This is a genomic window from Enterocloster bolteae, assembly GCF_002234575.2.
Taxonomy (GTDB): Bacteria; Bacillota; Clostridia; order Lachnospirales; family Lachnospiraceae; genus Enterocloster; species Enterocloster bolteae.
Map to the genome: position 1 here is coordinate 3,749,611 of NZ_CP022464.2, position 16,232 is coordinate 3,765,842.

At 52.1% G+C, this 16,232-nt stretch carries 13 protein-coding genes and 1 other RNA gene; all 14 read right to left on the minus strand.

Annotation, left to right across the window (positions count from 1 at the left end; translation table 11 throughout):
* Positions 1-168 precede the first annotated feature (168 nt).
* The 14 genes from CGC65_RS17590 to CGC65_RS17655 all read right to left on the minus strand — a co-directional run bounded on the left by CGC65_RS17590 (position 169) and on the right by CGC65_RS17655 (position 16,109).
* Positions 169-546 carry a hypothetical protein gene (locus tag CGC65_RS17590; RefSeq protein WP_002564693.1) on the minus strand — a complete coding sequence of 126 codons (378 nt, stop codon included), beginning with the start codon at positions 544-546 and terminating at the stop codon, positions 169-171.
* Between the two features lie 265 nt (positions 547-811).
* An RNA gene (gene rnpB / locus CGC65_RS17595) (RNase P RNA component class A) lies at positions 812-1,169 on the minus strand.
* 61 nt (positions 1,170-1,230) lie between these two features.
* Positions 1,231-2,739: a response regulator transcription factor gene (locus CGC65_RS17600; RefSeq protein ID WP_002564694.1), complete on the minus strand. Its 1,509-nt coding sequence runs from the start codon at positions 2,737-2,739 to the stop codon at positions 1,231-1,233.
* Entirely contained in the window at positions 2,720-4,582 is a 1,863-nt protein-coding gene (locus CGC65_RS17605) for a cache domain-containing sensor histidine kinase (protein ID WP_007036428.1), read from the minus strand. The genes CGC65_RS17600 and CGC65_RS17605 overlap by 20 nt, the downstream gene beginning before the upstream one ends.
* A complete protein-coding gene (locus CGC65_RS17610) occupies positions 4,572-5,564 on the minus strand; it encodes an ABC transporter substrate-binding protein (protein ID WP_002572512.1) in 993 nt (330 codons plus the stop codon). Before CGC65_RS17610 ends, CGC65_RS17605 begins: the two co-directional genes overlap by 11 nt.
* Positions 5,565-5,705: 141 nt before the next feature.
* Positions 5,706-6,995, minus strand: coding sequence for a TRAP transporter large permease (locus tag CGC65_RS17615; RefSeq protein ID WP_002564697.1), 1,290 nt, complete (start codon positions 6,993-6,995; stop codon positions 5,706-5,708).
* A gap of 3 nt (positions 6,996-6,998) precedes the next feature.
* Positions 6,999-7,490, minus strand: a complete 492-nt coding sequence (locus CGC65_RS17620; RefSeq protein ID WP_002564698.1) for a TRAP transporter small permease — start codon at positions 7,488-7,490, stop codon at positions 6,999-7,001.
* 25 nt (positions 7,491-7,515) lie between these two features.
* Entirely contained in the window at positions 7,516-8,544 is a 1,029-nt protein-coding gene (gene dctP / locus CGC65_RS17625) for a TRAP transporter substrate-binding protein DctP (RefSeq protein ID WP_002564699.1), read from the minus strand.
* A 249-nt stretch (positions 8,545-8,793) separates the two neighbouring features.
* Positions 8,794-10,446: a nucleoside kinase gene (locus CGC65_RS17630; protein ID WP_002564700.1), complete on the minus strand. Its 1,653-nt coding sequence runs from the start codon at positions 10,444-10,446 to the stop codon at positions 8,794-8,796.
* A 40-nt stretch (positions 10,447-10,486) separates the two neighbouring features.
* Positions 10,487-11,296 (minus strand): Nif3-like dinuclear metal center hexameric protein, encoded by an 810-nt coding sequence (locus tag CGC65_RS17635; RefSeq protein WP_002564701.1) that lies wholly within the window; start codon positions 11,294-11,296, stop codon positions 10,487-10,489.
* Positions 11,283-12,068, minus strand: a complete 786-nt coding sequence (locus CGC65_RS17640; RefSeq protein WP_002564702.1) for a tRNA (adenine(22)-N(1))-methyltransferase — start codon at positions 12,066-12,068, stop codon at positions 11,283-11,285. Before CGC65_RS17640 ends, CGC65_RS17635 begins: the two co-directional genes overlap by 14 nt.
* Positions 12,061-13,185 (minus strand): RNA polymerase sigma factor RpoD, encoded by a 1,125-nt coding sequence (gene rpoD, locus CGC65_RS17645; RefSeq protein WP_002564703.1) that lies wholly within the window; start codon positions 13,183-13,185, stop codon positions 12,061-12,063. The genes CGC65_RS17640 and rpoD overlap by 8 nt, the downstream gene beginning before the upstream one ends.
* 30 nt (positions 13,186-13,215) lie before the next feature.
* Positions 13,216-15,042, minus strand: a complete 1,827-nt coding sequence (gene dnaG, locus CGC65_RS17650) for a DNA primase (RefSeq protein ID WP_002564704.1) — start codon at positions 15,040-15,042, stop codon at positions 13,216-13,218.
* Positions 15,043-15,098: 56 nt separating this feature from the next.
* Positions 15,099-16,109, minus strand: a complete 1,011-nt coding sequence (locus tag CGC65_RS17655; protein WP_002564705.1) for a deoxyguanosinetriphosphate triphosphohydrolase — start codon at positions 16,107-16,109, stop codon at positions 15,099-15,101.
* Between the last annotated feature and the right edge of the window lie 123 nt (positions 16,110-16,232).

Genomic DNA, 16,232 nt, shown 5'->3' on the forward strand with positions numbered 1-16,232 from the left:
TGTGTCTATTATACCGTCCATTTCTTAAAAACTTATGATTATTTTCTGAATGTTTTTGTATTTTTTATCACGTTCTGATGATCAGAGATCAAAAAAAGCCGCCGCGCAATCAGGATTCGTCTCCTTTTGCGCAGCGGTCCTGCCGCTGTGGTCCAGACTGCCCATCCTCTATTTGAGGCGCACCACATGCTGGCAGTATATGTACATATTCTTGATTTTTTTGGCCTGCTGTCCGTCGTCTCCCAGCACGATGGGCTGTGTTCCCGTAGGGGTTATGTAGAGCTTAAAGGCGATGGCATCCTGCCCAATCTTCATGGACCTTACCGGCGCGTACTGAAAATTGCCCTGTTGGATTCCCAGATATTCATACATGCTGTGCTCCAAATCAGGATTGGCGTACACCCGCACCACATCTGCTTCTCCTTTCATGTCGATGATTGCCCTGGCTTCCTCAAATTTGATGTTCGTAAAACGGTAATCCCCATTACCGATGATATAGGCCAGCGTACCATTATCCAGTAACAGCAAAGGATCCATCTGTGCCATGTAAATACCCCCTTTTCAAAAATCATTCTTAATATGTTTCACCTTAATCATAAAGCCTGCTGAGAGGAATGTCAATATAATCAGAAAATTATCAATATTGTTTGTCAATTAACTATCAATTTAAGTGTTTTTCCGAATACTATTTCTCCCGGAAACTGCCTCCGCCGCTTTCCGGTACAGTCCGGCCCATGGGCACCCGAAACGCAAAAAAGATTACAGGATTCATCCCATAATCTTCTCTTTCCTTATATCATATCAAAAAATGTATGTGAGCAGGACGATAAGCCGGGTTATGTCGTTGAATGGCCATCTATCTAGGACTGCCGTCGCCGGCAGCCTCAAGCAACCTACCCGGAAGCTGACGGGCAGCCATATGCTTCCTGTTCGGTCTTGCTTCGAGTGGGGTTTACATGTGCCCCGCCTGTTACCAGACGGGCGGTAGTCTCTTACACTGCCCTTCCACCCTTACCTTTAAGGCCGCAGCCAAAAAGGCGGTACATTTCTGTTGCACTGTCCCTGGAGTCGCCTCCGCCAGACGTTATCTGGCACCCTGCCCTGTGAAGCCCGGACTTTCCTCTCCCGCGGCCTTGCGGTATCGCGGCAGCGGCCACCTGTCCTACTCACAACGTGTATTAGTCTATCACAGAATCATGGGTTTGTCCAGAGAAACCATGTTGCTTTTCCCTACACCTTTCCCTGCAAACCATGTTGCTTTTCCCTGTATTCCGACGGCGGACAGCCTGTGTATTTCTTAAAGGCAGTGCTGAAATAAGGAATGTTGCTGTAACCGGTCATCATGGCAATCTCGTAAATCTTACGGTTGGGATCGCGCATCAGATCCTTCGCCTTTTCCATGCGCAGCTTCAGAAGATAATCGGTAAAGGTCACCCCGGTCTCACTCTTAAAGGATGTGCTGAACCTGGCACTGCTGAGTCCCGCGGCAACAGCCGTGTCCTCCATGGACAGGTCAGGGCTGCTGTAATTTTCCTCCATATAGGCAAGTGCCTTCACCACCGGCCTGGAATAAACGCCGGATTTCTGGCTGCCCACATACTCGCAGATACGCTTCAGGTTTTCCCCCAGCACGCCGATGGCCTTTCCAATGGTCTCGCATCCAATCAGCTTCTTATATTCTTCCACCGGATTCTCAAACACCAGATCCGCACATATTCCCGCATCTCCCAGCTCCTTAAGGACCGTGCTGTAAAGGCTGCCGACCATGAACTGCATATAGATATAAGAATCCATCCCTGCCTGCTTAAGCAGCTTCTCCAGCTCTCCCATACGCTTTTTGAGAAGCTGGACATTGCCGCTTTTCACCGGGGTGATAAGGTCGATATCCAGAATGGGAGACGGATCGCTCTCCTTTTCATCCCCCTTGATATCCTGGAAACGCAGATTCTGGTTGTCGCCTCTGATGTATTTTAATTTAAGGGCCTCATGTGCCTCCTGATAACACTGGTCCAGCAGCCGGATGCCCCACTGCACATTGCTCTGCGCGCAGGTCAGGCTCATCCCCTGTTCTGAGAACAACTGCCTGGTATGGCTTAAAAAAAGGCTTGCGCGCATTTCCACTGTCATCCTGGTGGGCGCAATGACTGCAATCTCACAGAGGTTCTCCCTCTGCACCAGCACATAGGCCCCCTGTTCCCTCATATGGCCGGCGGCATCCGCCATGAGCCAGCCGCTGTCCGCGGATTCAAAGATAAGGACCATACAGTAGTCATGCTCCATCTCCGTTATCAGGCCGCTGTCGTTTACCTCATACATGAGAAGCTTGCGCAGCAAATCCTCCCTGTCCTCAAAGGAGTCCTTTCTGGCCTCGTCGAACCGCCTGACGCAGTCTGAAGCCAGATAGGTCAGCTCATCCATGTTAATGGGTTTGGTGAGATAATCCTGAACCCCCAGCTTAAGGGCCCTTCTGGCATATTCAAAATCATCATAACCGCTGAACACAATGGCCATAAGCCCCGGATTCAGCTTCTTTCCCTCCTCTATGAGCTGCAGTCCATCCACATGGGGCATACGGATGTCTGTCATGAGAAGCTCCGGCCGCTGTTCCTTTAAGAGCGTCAGGCCTTCCTTTCCGTTTCCGGCTGTTCCCACCAGCTCTATGCCCAGGGATACCCAGTCAATGACGCTGCACAGCCCCTTTAAAATTATCTCATCGTCATCACAGATAATCGCTCTCATCGGATGCCTCCCCCTTTTTTCCTATCCGCAGGGTCACCACGGTCCCCTCACCCATGGCGGACTCTATGGTCACCCCATACTTGCTGCCATATACAATTTTTATCTTGTCGTTTACATTGCGCACCCCGTAACCGGTGCCCTGCTGGTCCGAGGATATGGTATCCAGCTCCCTGTTTAAGCGCCTGCATGTGTCCTCATCCATCCCCATGCCTGTATCCTGCACCTGCAGAATGACATCGCCTTCCTGGGGAAAGATATGGATATAAATATATCCCTTCTCCTCCATGGGCTTAATTCCGTGATAGATGGCATTCTCCACCACCGGCTGTAATATGAGTTTGGGCGTCCTGCATGATAAAATGGACGGATCCACATGGATGTCATAGTCAAATTTCTCCTGGTAACGCCGGTGCTGGATGCTCAGATAGCTTTTGATGTGCTTTACCTCTTCCTCTATGGTGATGATATCCCGTCCCTTGCTGAGACTTATCTTGAAAAAGTCTGTCAGGGCTGTCAGCATCTCTATGCTCTCCTCCACCTGACGCATTCTCAGCGACCAGATGATGGAGTCCAGGGTATTGTACAGGAAATGGGGATTAATCTGGGCCTGCAGGGCTTTTAATTCCTCCCTCCGCAACTTCTCCTGTTCCCGGTATATGGTGTCAATCAGGTTTCTCATCTCTCCTGTCATATGGTTGAAGGAATCATACAGCACCCCTATTTCGTCCCCGCGCTCTGTTTCAACCGATGTTTCCAGATTGCCGGCGCAGACCTGCTCCATTGCCTTTACCAGAGTAAATAAGGGCCTGGTAACGGAGTCAGCCACTATTTCGGACAGTATCATGGATATGACCACGGCCAGCGCCAGGAGCATAATCATGAGCACCTTGATATACTCCACGGACCGGGTAATGGATGCCTTGGGTATAACGCCCACGATTTTCCAGTCCGTCTGATTCAGGGTCTGGTAGACCACCAGCTGTCCTTTGTCCTTCAGCACATGGGATACGCCGTATTCCGGTATTTCACTTAAATTTTCCTCCACCATGCGGCGCGCCTTCTCAACCCCATCCCTGTCCTTCCACGGTCCTTCTCCCGCTGTCAGATTCATGATCCGGTTCCGTTCATCCATCAGGAACACGTCCCCTGCGCCGCTGACCGCCCTGGCCGCAATGTCAGACAGCTTATCGGAATCAATATCCGCCAGGACCACCCCCTTGGTCCGGCCCGTGGCCTTATCAATAAAAGGAATTCCCATGGATACATAAGAGGTATAGGGGGTGCTGACCACATAGGAATTCTCATGGGGCGGAAACCATTGGGCCTGTCCCGTGGCGTGGATGATTCGGTACCAGTCCGTGTCCCTGGGATCCGACACCAGAAAGGATGAGGAATTGCTCTTATAGCGCCCCCCATTATCCCCCAGCACATATACGCCAAAGATGTCCCGGTTATAGGAGGGAAGCACCATCATCTCCATGCTTCCCTCCAAATCATGGGAATACATCTCCTTTATGGAGCTAAACTGACGTCTTATGAGCTTCTGCATGCTGATATTGTCATTCATGGCGGAACATACCTGAAAGGTCTGGAGAAACAGTTCATTGATATCCTGGCATGCATTGCCCACCATCTGGACGGTGGTGGCCTCCGCTTCCTCAAGGATTCTGGATGCGGTCATATAATAGTGGAGGGCGCCGGTCAGCACCACAATGCCGGTTGATGCGGCAGCAAAGGAAAGAATCATCTTTTCCTTTAGCATAAGGCGCGCACCCAGGTTCCGGCATGCCTTAAAGCATGTCCGCTTATTCAGATACGCCTTCATGGTTTTCTTAATATGCATCTTCAAACAACTCCTCCGCGTTATCCATGGTATATTCCCGGTGTTTCACCATGGTCTGCCGGTCCGGGTTTTCCCCCCTCTGGTGCCTGTTTATGATATCAAATACCGCATCCCCGTATTCCGGACTGCTCTTTACCGTGGCCAGATACTCCCGGGCAATGATGGCCTTAAACACATCCTGTATGCCGCCTATGGACACAATAACCACATCCTCACCCGGTTCCATACCCGCCAGCTTAAGGGCCTGGAGGACCCCCAGCCCATCCTCGTCGCTTTGGGCAAATACCGCGTTAAAATCAATATCCTGGTCCGCAATCACGGACTCTGTCACCTTCTGGGCCGTGAGCCGGTTTCCGCTGCTCTCCACACGCTTGGAAACATATAGGTTGGAGTGCTCCCTTACGCCGTGCATGAATCCCATGTACCGCTCCCAATCCATGGCCGAGGACTTTTCCCCCTGTATCACCATGGTATGGCAGGGCTCAATGCCGAAATGACGGGCAAGGATGTCCGCACACAGCTCTCCCTCCGCATAATAGTCCGAGGCAACATAGCCCAGTATGTAATCCTCCCGGTCATACTCCGGCTCCATCTCCACATCCTGTTCTGCCAGTATCACCGGCACTCCCCTCTGCCTGGCCTCCAGAAGTACCTGGTCATAGCCGTTTCTGGCGCTGGGAATCAGGATAAGATAATCAATATCCGCATCCAGAAGACCATATATATCCTCAATCTGCCACTCCAGGCTCTCCTCCTCTGGCGCATGGTAAATCAGCTGCGCCCCTCTTCTTCTGGCCGCCTCCTTAAAGCTCTTAATCTGAGCTGTTTTCCAGGGCGTCAGAGGTTCCGCCTGGGATAACCCCACTCTCAGTCCCTCATGCTCTGTCTCCTGTGCGGCCGGAAGGGACCATCTGTCCTTTACCAGCCATAAAAGGCATGCAAGCATCACTGCAAGGCATACCGCAATGATTTTCTTTCTCATATGTCAATGCCCCTGTCTCAATTGAATCCTATTTTGAATCCTATTATACCAGAAAAGCACGCAAATAGACAGACAAGATAAAAGGAGGGCTGCCGGAGAATAACCCCTCCGGCAGCCTTCCTTTTGCATATTCTCTTGCTTTTAATAGAACAGGTTCACCAGTCCGGTGGAGAACAACGGAACATAAGCCATCAGCAGCATACAGATAAACAGCATGACATAGAACGGAATGGATTCCTTGATAAACGCCTTTATCTTACACCTGGTGATGCCGCAGGTGACAAATATCAGGGCACCCATGGGAGGCGTCACGCCGCCGCAGGCCATTGTGAATATATATACCATGGCAAAGTGGATGGGGTCGATGCCGTAAGCCTCAGCCACCGGAGCCAGAAGGGGAACCAGAACAATAAGGGCTGCATTTCCCTCAATGAACATGCCCACCACAATGAGGAACAGGATAATGACAAAGAGGAACAGGTATTTATTGTGGATGGTTCCCAGCACCAGCGCCGTAAACTGCTGTGGAATCTGCTCCCTGGTCAGAATCCAGGCAAAGGCAGAGGCGCCGCCAACAATCAGCATGATGGATGCCGTGGTAGCCACGGTCTCCTTAAGACCCGTGCCGATGTCCTTAAGCTTCAGTTCCTTATATACCACGCCCAGCACCAGGGAATAGACAATGGCCACCGCCCCTGCCTCCGTGGGGGTAAAGATTCCCAAACGGATACCGCCGATGATGATGACAGGAAGGCACAGAGGAAGGAAGGCGCTGGCAATCTCAGGAGCAGCCTGTTTCATGGTCAGACGCTCTGTGCGCATGGGCTTATATCCTCTTTTTTTGGAGATAAAGTGCACCAGTATCATCATGGCAACGCACAGAAGCACGCCCGGTCCGATGCCTGCTATAAACAGCTTTCCGATGGAAATATTGGCAATGGAGCCGTAAAGAATCATGGCAATCCCCGGAGGTATCAGGGGTGTAATCATGGATGACATGGCTGTGACCACAGTGGAGAACTGCTTGGAATAGCCGTGGCGCTCCATCTCAGGCACCAGCATTTTTGCCTCCATGGCAGCGTCAGCCAGATTGCTTCCCGACAGACCGCCCATCAGAGTGGACAACAGCACATTTACCTGGGCCAGGCCGCCGGTCATGCGCCCGGTCATCACATTACAGAATCCCATAACCCGCTTGGTTACGCCTGAATAATTCATAAACACACCTGCACAGATAAAAAACGGAATCGCCAGCAGAGGTATGCTCTCTACGCCTGCCAGGACTCTCTGGCCCAATATCTTTGTAAAGGGACCTCCTGTCAGGTAAAAATATGCCATGGAACCGGAAAGAATGGAGATGAACACCGGAACCTTCAGGAACAGCAGCACCAGAAGAACCACCGTCGATATCAAAATAATACTTGTCTCCATTATTTACACTTCCTCCCCTTTTCCTGTTAAATCCCTGTATGTATTCAGACATACCTGTACCGCCATGGTAAGACATCCTATGGGCAGCGGCGCGTAGATAAGGCTGTAGGGAATCTTAAGAATGTTTGTCACACGGTCGTAGCGCACCATCTGCATGATATACCGGACTCCCTGATATCCCACATAGCAGAGGATGATGACTGCCGCAGCTGCAATCAGCACGCTCAGTATTTTCTGAAGCTTTTCCGGGAACATCTCAACAATCACGTCGATGGCCGCATGGTTCCCGCACACAAATGCATACCTGCCCCCCAGAAATACCACCCATATGATAAGGGCCAGCTGCACTTCCTCCTGCCATACAAAGGGATCTCCCAGGCAATAGCGCATGATGACCCCGAAGAATGTGACTCCCACCAGAAGTACCAGGGCCCCGCAGGCTGCCAGCACATCCGCGTTGCGGAGCAGATTCCCAATCTTGTTATCTGATTTCATAAATATTTACCCCTTTCCCGGTACCTTAATCCTGTCTGCCGATGATGGTCTTCATCTCTTCAATAAGTCCCTCGGACCACATGGCCTTAATCTGCGGGTCCTCGTAAAATGCCTGGCCTGCCGCCTTGAAATCTTCCGGCGTCAGTTCGCTTACCGTCACACCCGCATCCTTTAAAGCTTCCAGCGCTTCCTCATCCGCCTTTTCCAGCTGCTGGCTGTTGAATACGCCGGCCTGATCTCCGCACTCCATCAGAATATTCTGCTGCTCCTCTGTCAGTGTATGGAAGTAATCCGCCCCCATAATCCAGCAGGTCATATCATATGTATGGGCATCCAGCACCAGGTTTTTGGCCACCTCCTGGTATGCGCCGTTTAAGATAACCGGAAGAGGGTTCTCTGCCCCGTCTATGGTTCCCTGCTGCAGGGCCGTGTAGATATCGCTCATAGCCATCGGTGTGGGCGTTGCTCCCAGGGACTCAAACACTTTAATCAGTATGGTCTGGTTGGGAACACGGATTTTTTTGCCCTTTAAGTCGCTGACCCCATTCACCGGCTTTTTAGTGATGGTGTGGCGGATTCCGTATCTCCATGTGGTCAGTATCTTCAGTCCCACATTCTGTTCCAGCTCCTCTGCCTTGCCCTCAAACCAATCGCTGTCCACCACCTTTTCCAGGTCCTCCCATCCCTCAAACAGATACGGGGCAAAGAGAACGCCAAAGTCCTGGATTCCCCTGTCCTGGAAAAAAGGGCCGTTGGCCAGGGTGACCACGCAGTCCCCGTTCACAGCCTGGTCGATGATATTGTCCTTGCTTCCCAGCTGGCTGGAAGGATACAGGTCCACTCTCATGGTGCCTCCGCTTTTCTCCTCCACCAGTCTCTTCCATTCATGGCAGGCCAGGTCAATGGGTTCCCCCGGATTGTTCTCATAGCCAATCATGATGCGGACTTTCTTACCGCTGCCCTCTGCTGTCTGACCGCTGTCCGTCTGGCTGCTGCATCCTGCCAGGGATAAGGCCAATGTGCAGCTTACCAGTAATGCCAGTACCTTCTTCATTACTTCCCCTCCTGAATTCTTATTCCCCGCGGCCGGGCCGCCGGATTTATGTTTCCTCGTCTTTAATGCCCTTATTATATCGTTGGGACAGGTGTTTTGTACATTCACTCTCATTCCTTTTTCTTTTAAAATCTTTCCCTCACAGAATTAAAACTAAAATAAGCGCAAAACAGGCGCAAAAAAAGACCGTCTCCTGTACCGTGATTGTAAGGAAACGGTCTGTCTTATCTCAGTGCCTGTCCGCGGACATCACACGTTCAGGCAGCTCCCGCCGATAAACTCCCTAAGAATGGAATTTTTTGGAATATCCTCGCTGCTGACGCCGATAAAGTAGTCCAGGAATTTAAGGAGCCGTTTGGCCTCCAGCCACTCCTCACTGTCCTTTGGAATGGCAAAGAGCAGGGGCTGGGCGTACTGCTTCAGCACTGCCAGCTCATAAACCAGGGCAGAATTGAACATGGCGTCCGCCTCCTCCTGGAAGGGGAAGATATTCTCCTCCTCACCCCTGCGCACAGAAGGCCACATGCGGATGGTCTCCCGGGCCGAGGAGCCTCTTGTCCTGGCATCCCGCACCATTCTTCTCAGAAGACGTCCGTCCGTGGTGGGAATGCGGTTGTGCTCGTCGATGTTGAGCTGGGTCAGGGCGCTGATGTAAATTTTAAATTTGCTGTCTGCCGGAAGGGTGTAGGAAAGCCTGTCGTTCAGACAGTGGATCCCCTCTATGACCAGGATATCCCCCTCTCCCAGCTGGAGAAAATTCCCCTTGTACTCCCTGACTCCCTTTTTAAAGTTATAATAGGGAAGCTCCACCTGCTTTCCCTCCAAAAGGCCTGTCATGTCACGGTTAAACAGCTCTACATCCAGGCATTCCAGAATCTCATAATTGTAATTGCCGTGTTCATCCCTGGGGCTGTCCACACGGTTTACAAAATAATTGTCCACTGCAATGGGATGGGGCTTTAAACCGATGGCCTCCAGCTGGACCGACAGACGATGGGAAAATGTGGTCTTGCCCGATGAGGACGGACCCGCGATCATGACAAAGCGGGCGTTCTTCCTGGCTGCTATCTGAGCCGCTATCTCAGCAATCTTCTTTTCCTGAAGGGCTTCCTGTATCAAAATCAGGTGGGACATATCCCCCTTTGCAATCCTGTCATTCAGGGCGCCCACTGTCTCCAGATCCATCCGCCTGCCCCACTCCGTGGATTCAGACAAAGTGGCGAACAGCTTATCGCTGGGCGTAAACCGGTGAAGGACGTCCGGCGTTTTCCTGTCAGGCATCACCATCACAAACCCGTAGTGGTAGGGAATCAGGTCAAAATGCTTGATGTAGCCTGTATTCTGCACCATATACCCGTAATAGTAGTCCTCAAAGCCGTCAATGCTGTAAATATTGACCCGGGATACCATGCGGTAACGGAACAGCCTGGCCTTGTCATACATCCCTAGCTTCTCAAAGAGCTCGATGGCATCGTCCGTGGATACGCTGCGCTTCATAATGGGAATCTTCCGCTCCACATACTCCCTCATCTTAGCCTTTACCGCGTCCAGGAATTCCTGGTTCAGGACAAAATTACCACGGGCCTCCACAAAGAATCCCCGTCCGATGGAAAAATCAATCATCAGCTTTTCCACATTGCCGGCTCCCGCCACGCTGTAGAATGCCTTCAGCATCATAAGGGACGCACTCCTCTGATAGGCGGACATTCCCGGCTTATCCTTTGCCGTGACAAAGGACAGCTCGCAGTCCTTTACCTGTTTATGCAGCTCCTGGAGCTTTCCGTTTACCCGTACCAGCAGAATGTCATATTCATACTCCTTCTGGTGCTCACGGGCCACCTCCATCCATGTGGTGCCCTCCGGGTATTCCTTTGTGATACCGTGTATCTTAACCAGTGCCATTCCACTTACCTCCCTCATTTTACTGAAACCGGTTTTCCTGTCACACAATCATGGCTGGCCACTGGGGCGGCGCCTGCTCCAGCTCAACCTGGCCTCCCAGATTCTTCCTGAGAAACTCAGCCATATAGGGGATGAAGATATGCTCCAGGCCATAGTGGCCTCCGTCGATGATGGCCATGCCCCTGGCTGCCGCGTCTATCCCCTGATGGTGGCTGATATCCCCTGTCACAAGGACCTGGGCCCCCCAGGCCAGGGCTCCCTCTATTTCGCTTCCCCCTGCTCCTGGGCATACGGATATACGGGAAACCTTCTGATCCATAAGTTCGTCCCCGTATACAAGGGCAAAGGGAAGGCCGAATACATCCTTTACACGGACCGCCAGCTCCCTTACAGTCATTTCCTCCTTTAAGAATCCGCTTTTGCCGATGCCGTAGGAAACAGCACCCTCCGGGCCGCTCATCTCCCCCAGTGCCTCCAGAGGAACGCAGCCAGCCAGGCCCAGCCGTTCTGCGGCCAAATCAGCCATACAGCCCGGGGCGGCATCAAAGTTGGTGTGCATGGCATAATAGGAAATGTCTGCCTGTATCAGTTTCACCAGCCTTCTGGTAATGAAGTTCTGGTCATTTACCTTCTTAATGGCCTTGAATATCAGGGGATGGTGGGTCAAAAGCATATCCGCCCCCAAAGCCTGTGCAGCCTCCACTACCTTGTCCGTGGCATCCAGGGCAATGTATATCTTTTTTACTTCCTTGTCGCTTCTGCCCGCCAGAAGGCCGGGATTATCCCAGTCACAGGCGCAGTCCTCCGGCGCCAGTTTCCTGCATACGTCCATAATCTCACTGCATTTCATCTTGTGCCTCCTTAATCCAGGACAGTTCCTTCTGCCTGCTTATTCTGGCCTCTGCCCTGGTCTCTGTGTCGGTAATCCCATCTTTCTCCTGAAGGCTAACCAGGATTTTCTCAATTCTGAGCATCTCCCTGCCCAGATATTCCCTCAGGATCACATCCTTTTTATCAATCAGTATCTTTCCGTAAAGATATTGGGCCTGGCTCTCATACTCCATGAAGCCCCTTTTCACGCTCATCACCGTATAATATTTTCCCTCGTCCTTTACCATGGCTTCATCCTCAATGGCAAAACCATGGGCGGCCAGATAACGCCTTACCTTATCCAAGTCCGACTGCGGCGACAGGACGTACTGTTTTACGCTGTCCCACACATGGCGGCCCTCATCCAGGATTTTTATAATCAGCTCACCGCCCATGCCTGCAATGATAACCGTGTCTGCCTCACCCGGTTTAAGCTCCTTTAAACCGTCACTGAGCCTTAAATGAATGGGAACCGCCCAAACATCCTGCCTGCGCGCCCTCTCCCGCTCCTCATATTCCCTTACATGGGCCTGAGCCCTCTCCAGGGGGCCGGATCTTACGTCCATGGCCAGGGCAGAGGCAATACGCCCTGTCTGGGCCAGGTATACGGGTATATAACCGTGGTCCGTACCCACATCGGCAATACGGCTTCCCTGCCTTACAAAACCGGCTACGGTCAAAAGGCGGGCTGACAGTTTTATGGTCCCCGCCTGTTTTCTTTTATCTCTTGTCTCTAACTTGTCACTATTCATCCAGATAATCCTTTAACTTTTTACTTCTGCTGGGATGGCGCAGCTTGCGCAGGGCCTTTGCCTCAATCTGGCGTATCCTCTCCCTTGTCACATTAAACTGCTTTCCCACTTCCTCCAGGGTCCTGGGACGTCCGTCATCCAGGCCGAACCGCAGGCGCAGCACCTTTTGTTCCCGCTCTGTCAGGGTCAGCAGCACTTCCATCAGCTGTTCATGAAGAAGGGTAAAGGCTGCCGCGTCCTGGGGCACCAGCACATTGTCGTCCTGTATGAAGTCTCCCAGGTGGCTGTCCTCCTCCTCCCCGATGGGGGTCTCCAGGGACACCGGCTCCTGGGACATCTTCATGATTTCAGATACCCGCTCCACCGGCAGGTCCAGCCTGGCCGCAATCTCCTCTGTGGTTGGCTCCCTGCCCAACTCCTGCAAAAGCTGGCGGGAGGTGCGCACCAGGCGGTTGATGGTTTCCACCATATGGACCGGAATCCGTATGGTCCTGGCCTGGTCCGCAATAGCCCTGGTAATGGCCTGGCGGATCCACCATGTGGCATAAGTGCTGAACTTATACCCCTTGGTATAATCAAATTTCTCCACTGCCTTGATAAGCCCCAGGTTTCCTTCCTGGATCAGGTCTAAAAACTGCATCCCCCTGCCCACATACCGCTTGGCAATGCTGACCACCAGGCGCAGGTTGGACTCTGCCAGCCGTTTCCTGGCTTCCGGGTCGCCCAGCTCCATCTTCTTGGCCAGCTCCACCTCGTCCTCCATGCCCAGGAGAGGAATCTTTCCAATCTCCTTCAGATACATGCGCACAGGGTCCTCCAGGCTGACGCCTTCGGGAACCGACAGGTCCAGGTGTTCCACATCAATTTCTTCCTCTTCATCCAGTTCCATTTCCTCCTCGATGAAAAGGTCCGGGTCCAGCTCATCCTCTGTTCCCATGCGGATGACATCCACCTTATTCTGGTCCAGGAACTCAAACAGCCTGTCCAACTGGTTGGAGACAGGGGGCTCCTGACCGAAATAGTTCATGACCTCCTGGTATTCCAATACATTTTTCTTTTTCTTGGCTTCCTCCAGAAGTCCTGCCAGTTTCTCCTCAAACACGTCCGTCCCTTCCATAACTTGGTCCATCCTTCCTATGAAATGCTGTCAATCCAGGGAGATGTGCAGCTGCTTTAAGGCTGCCTGCTGCCTGATAATCTCCTGTAACTGGGTTATATCCTTTGCATTGCGGCTGGCCACATCCAGGCTGTTCTTTCTGACCTTCATCACAGTCTCCGAAAATGCCTTCTTTTGTTCTTCATTGTTCAGGGATTCCTTTAAACTGGCGTTAAACAGGGCCGCCACCTCCTTGTACTGGTCCTCATCATTGATAAACCGGCTGAGTATGGCTGCTGGGTTTAAATTACCCTCCCTGTGTCCGTCAAATACCATCTGCGCCACCTGATGATACAAATTCTCCACAAAATCATCTGCTGTTATGATGCCCTCTATCTTCTCAAACAGGGCCGGGGTCTCTATGAGCCAGGTGAGAAGCAGTCTCTGGGAACGGCGGATTCCATCCTCCTTATCCGGCCGCCTGGGTTTACGGCTGCCGGAAAGTCCGCTGCCGCCAGATTCCTCCTCCTGTGTCTCCTGGGGCACCACACGGCCGGAATGGTTCAGGCTTTCACCTGCCTTAAGCCCCATGGACATGCCCATGCGGTTTACCAGGCCTCTCAGCTCCTCGGCCGGAATCATCTGCTCCCTGGCCACTGCCTGGAGGTAATTCTCACGCTCCAGGGCCTCTCCAAACTGGAGAAGCTTCCTGGCCGTCTCCTGGTAGAACCTGGTCTTCTGCTCCGGATCATCCATCTCATATCCCCGCCGCAGTACATCCACTTCAAAGAGAAAGCTGTTTTTGGCTTCCCTGATCCGCTGCCGGAAAGCCTCTGCCCCCATGTTCTTGATGAACTCGTCCGGGTCCTTATAGGGCTTCATGTTCAGTACCTTGATGGACATACCCACTTCCTTTAAAATGGGAATGGCCCTCAGCGCCGCCTTCACCCCGGCCCCGTCGCTGTCATAGGTAAGGATTACCTGATCCGTGTACCGTTTCAGCACATTGGCGTGCTGGCTGGTAAAGGCAGTGCCTAAGGACGCCACTGCGTTGGTAAAACCTGCCTGGTGCAGGGATATGACGTCCAGGTACCCTTCACAAATCAGTAGATATCCTTCCCTGGAAAGCCTGGCATAATTCAGGCCGTAGAGATTGCGGCTCTTGTCAAAAAGTTTTGTTTCCGGGGAATTCAGGTATTTCGGCTCCCCGTCCCCCATAACACGGCCGCCGAAACCAATGACACGGTTGTTCACATCCATGATGGGGAACATGACGCGGTTCCAGAACTTGTCCCTTCCGCCCCGTTCCTCCAGCGTCACCAGGCCTGTATCCTTAAGAAAGCTGTCCTCATACCCCTTTCCCTTCAGGTAGCGGTACAAATCATCACTGGTCTTATTGGAATACCCCAGTCCGAAATGGACGATGGTCTCATCCGCCAGCCCCCTCTTAAGATGGAAATAATCATAGGCTGCCTTGCCCTGGGGCTGCTTCATCTGATAATAGAAATAGTTGGCCGCCAGCTTGTTCACTTCCAGAAGCCTGGCCCTCAGATCCGCCTGCTCCCTGGCCTCGCGGCTGTACTCCATTTTCGGCAGGTTCACGCCGGCCCTGTCAGCCAGGGATGAAAGGGCCTCCTGGAAGGTATAATTTTCATATTCCATCAGAAAGGTGATGACGTTACCCCCTGCCCCGCAGCCAAAGCAATAATACATCTGCTTCCCCGGCGATACGGAAAAGGACGGGGATTTCTCATTGTGGAAGGGGCACAGGCCGAAATAGTTGGCCCCCTTTTTCTGCAGTTTCACATATCCTGAAATCACGTCCACGATGTCATTCTTCATTCTCACTTCTTCTATGACTTCATCGGGATAGTACATGCAATAATCTCCCTTCTGTATCTTTTAATGCCGGCTGTCTATATACAGCCGGATTGTCAGTACACGTTCCACCGCTTTGGAACGAATAATTCCTCAAACTGGTCAATGGCATAGATATCGCTCATGCCGGCAATGTAGTCGCACACCACCCGGGACTTCTTCTCCCCCTTGTTGACCATAAGAAGCACATACTCCACCGGCAGCTTATCCACATGCCCCATATAATACTCATAGAGCTGGGTAATCATGTTCTGGGCCTTTCCCTCCTCCGCCTTGGGTATATCGTTCTTGTATACATTATCAAACATCCATTTGCGCAGGCCCTGCATGGCCTCCTCCATCCCCTCCGACATGGTAATGGCAGGTTTGTCCATGCTGTTTAGTATGATGTCGTGAATCATGTTGTTGAGGCGTTCCCGGACACTGTGGCCCAGCACATCGGTATAACCCCTGGGCAGCTCATGCTCCGTGAACATCCTGGCCCGGATGGCGTCGTCTATATCGTGGTTGATATAGGCTATCTTATCTGACAGACGGACAATGGCGCCCTCCAGGGTGGAAGGATGACCGGAGGTCCTGTGGTTGCGTATGCCGTCCCGCACCTCCCAGGTCAGGTTCAATCCTCTCCCGTCCTTTTCCAGCACTTCCACAATGCGCACGCTCTGCTCATAGTGGGTGAATCCGTCCTCGCATATCTTATTCAGTATGTATTCGCCGGAATGGCCGAAGGGCGTGTGCCCCAGATCATGGCCCAGCGCAATGGCCTCTGTCAGGCTCTCATTGAGCCGCAGGGTCTTGGCTATGGTGCGGGCTATCTGGGATACCTCCAGGGTATGGGTGAGCCTGGTCCTGTAATGGTCCCCCTCAGGCGCCAGAAACACCTGTGTCTTGTGCTTCAGCCGTCTAAATGCCTTGGAGTGAAGGATGCGGTCCCTGTCCCGCTGGTACTCAGGCCGCATATCGCACAGCTGCTCCGGCTTGTCCCGTCCCCTGGTCCTGCTGCTAAGGGACGCATAGGGGCTCATGTACGATTCTTCCAATGCTTCCAGTGACTCCCTGATATTCATCCATCCACTCCCTATCTCTATTATTATATTGTCGGATTCCTGTTTTTACTACAAAAATTTCAAATATTGCGTAAGCAAAAGAGCATCAGGCCGGTAAACAGCTGCCTAATGCTCACATTATAT

What these genes read in the sequence shown, in the direction of transcription:
- CGC65_RS17590 (WP_002564693.1), bottom strand. Translation starts at nt 546, where the DNA reads ATGGCACAGATGGATCCTTTGCTGTTACTGGATAATGGTACGCTGGCC.
- CGC65_RS17600 (WP_002564694.1), bottom strand. Translation starts at nt 2,739, where the DNA reads ATGAGAGCGATTATCTGTGATGACGATGAGATAATTTTAAAGGGGCTG.
- CGC65_RS17605 (WP_007036428.1), bottom strand. Translation starts at nt 4,582, where the DNA reads ATGCATATTAAGAAAACCATGAAGGCGTATCTGAATAAGCGGACATGC.
- CGC65_RS17610 (WP_002572512.1), bottom strand. Translation starts at nt 5,564, where the DNA reads ATGAGAAAGAAAATCATTGCGGTATGCCTTGCAGTGATGCTTGCATGC.
- CGC65_RS17615 (WP_002564697.1), bottom strand. Translation starts at nt 6,995, where the DNA reads ATGGAGACAAGTATTATTTTGATATCGACGGTGGTTCTTCTGGTGCTG.
- CGC65_RS17620 (WP_002564698.1), bottom strand. Translation starts at nt 7,490, where the DNA reads ATGAAATCAGATAACAAGATTGGGAATCTGCTCCGCAACGCGGATGTG.
- dctP (WP_002564699.1), bottom strand. Translation starts at nt 8,544, where the DNA reads ATGAAGAAGGTACTGGCATTACTGGTAAGCTGCACATTGGCCTTATCC.
- CGC65_RS17630 (WP_002564700.1), bottom strand. Translation starts at nt 10,446, where the DNA reads ATGGCACTGGTTAAGATACACGGTATCACAAAGGAATACCCGGAGGGC.
- CGC65_RS17635 (WP_002564701.1), bottom strand. Translation starts at nt 11,296, where the DNA reads ATGAAATGCAGTGAGATTATGGACGTATGCAGGAAACTGGCGCCGGAG.
- CGC65_RS17640 (WP_002564702.1), bottom strand. Translation starts at nt 12,068, where the DNA reads ATGAATAGTGACAAGTTAGAGACAAGAGATAAAAGAAAACAGGCGGGG.
- rpoD (WP_002564703.1), bottom strand. Translation starts at nt 13,185, where the DNA reads ATGGAAGGGACGGACGTGTTTGAGGAGAAACTGGCAGGACTTCTGGAG.
- dnaG (WP_002564704.1), bottom strand. Translation starts at nt 15,042, where the DNA reads ATGTACTATCCCGATGAAGTCATAGAAGAAGTGAGAATGAAGAATGAC.
- CGC65_RS17655 (WP_002564705.1), bottom strand. Translation starts at nt 16,109, where the DNA reads ATGAATATCAGGGAGTCACTGGAAGCATTGGAAGAATCGTACATGAGC.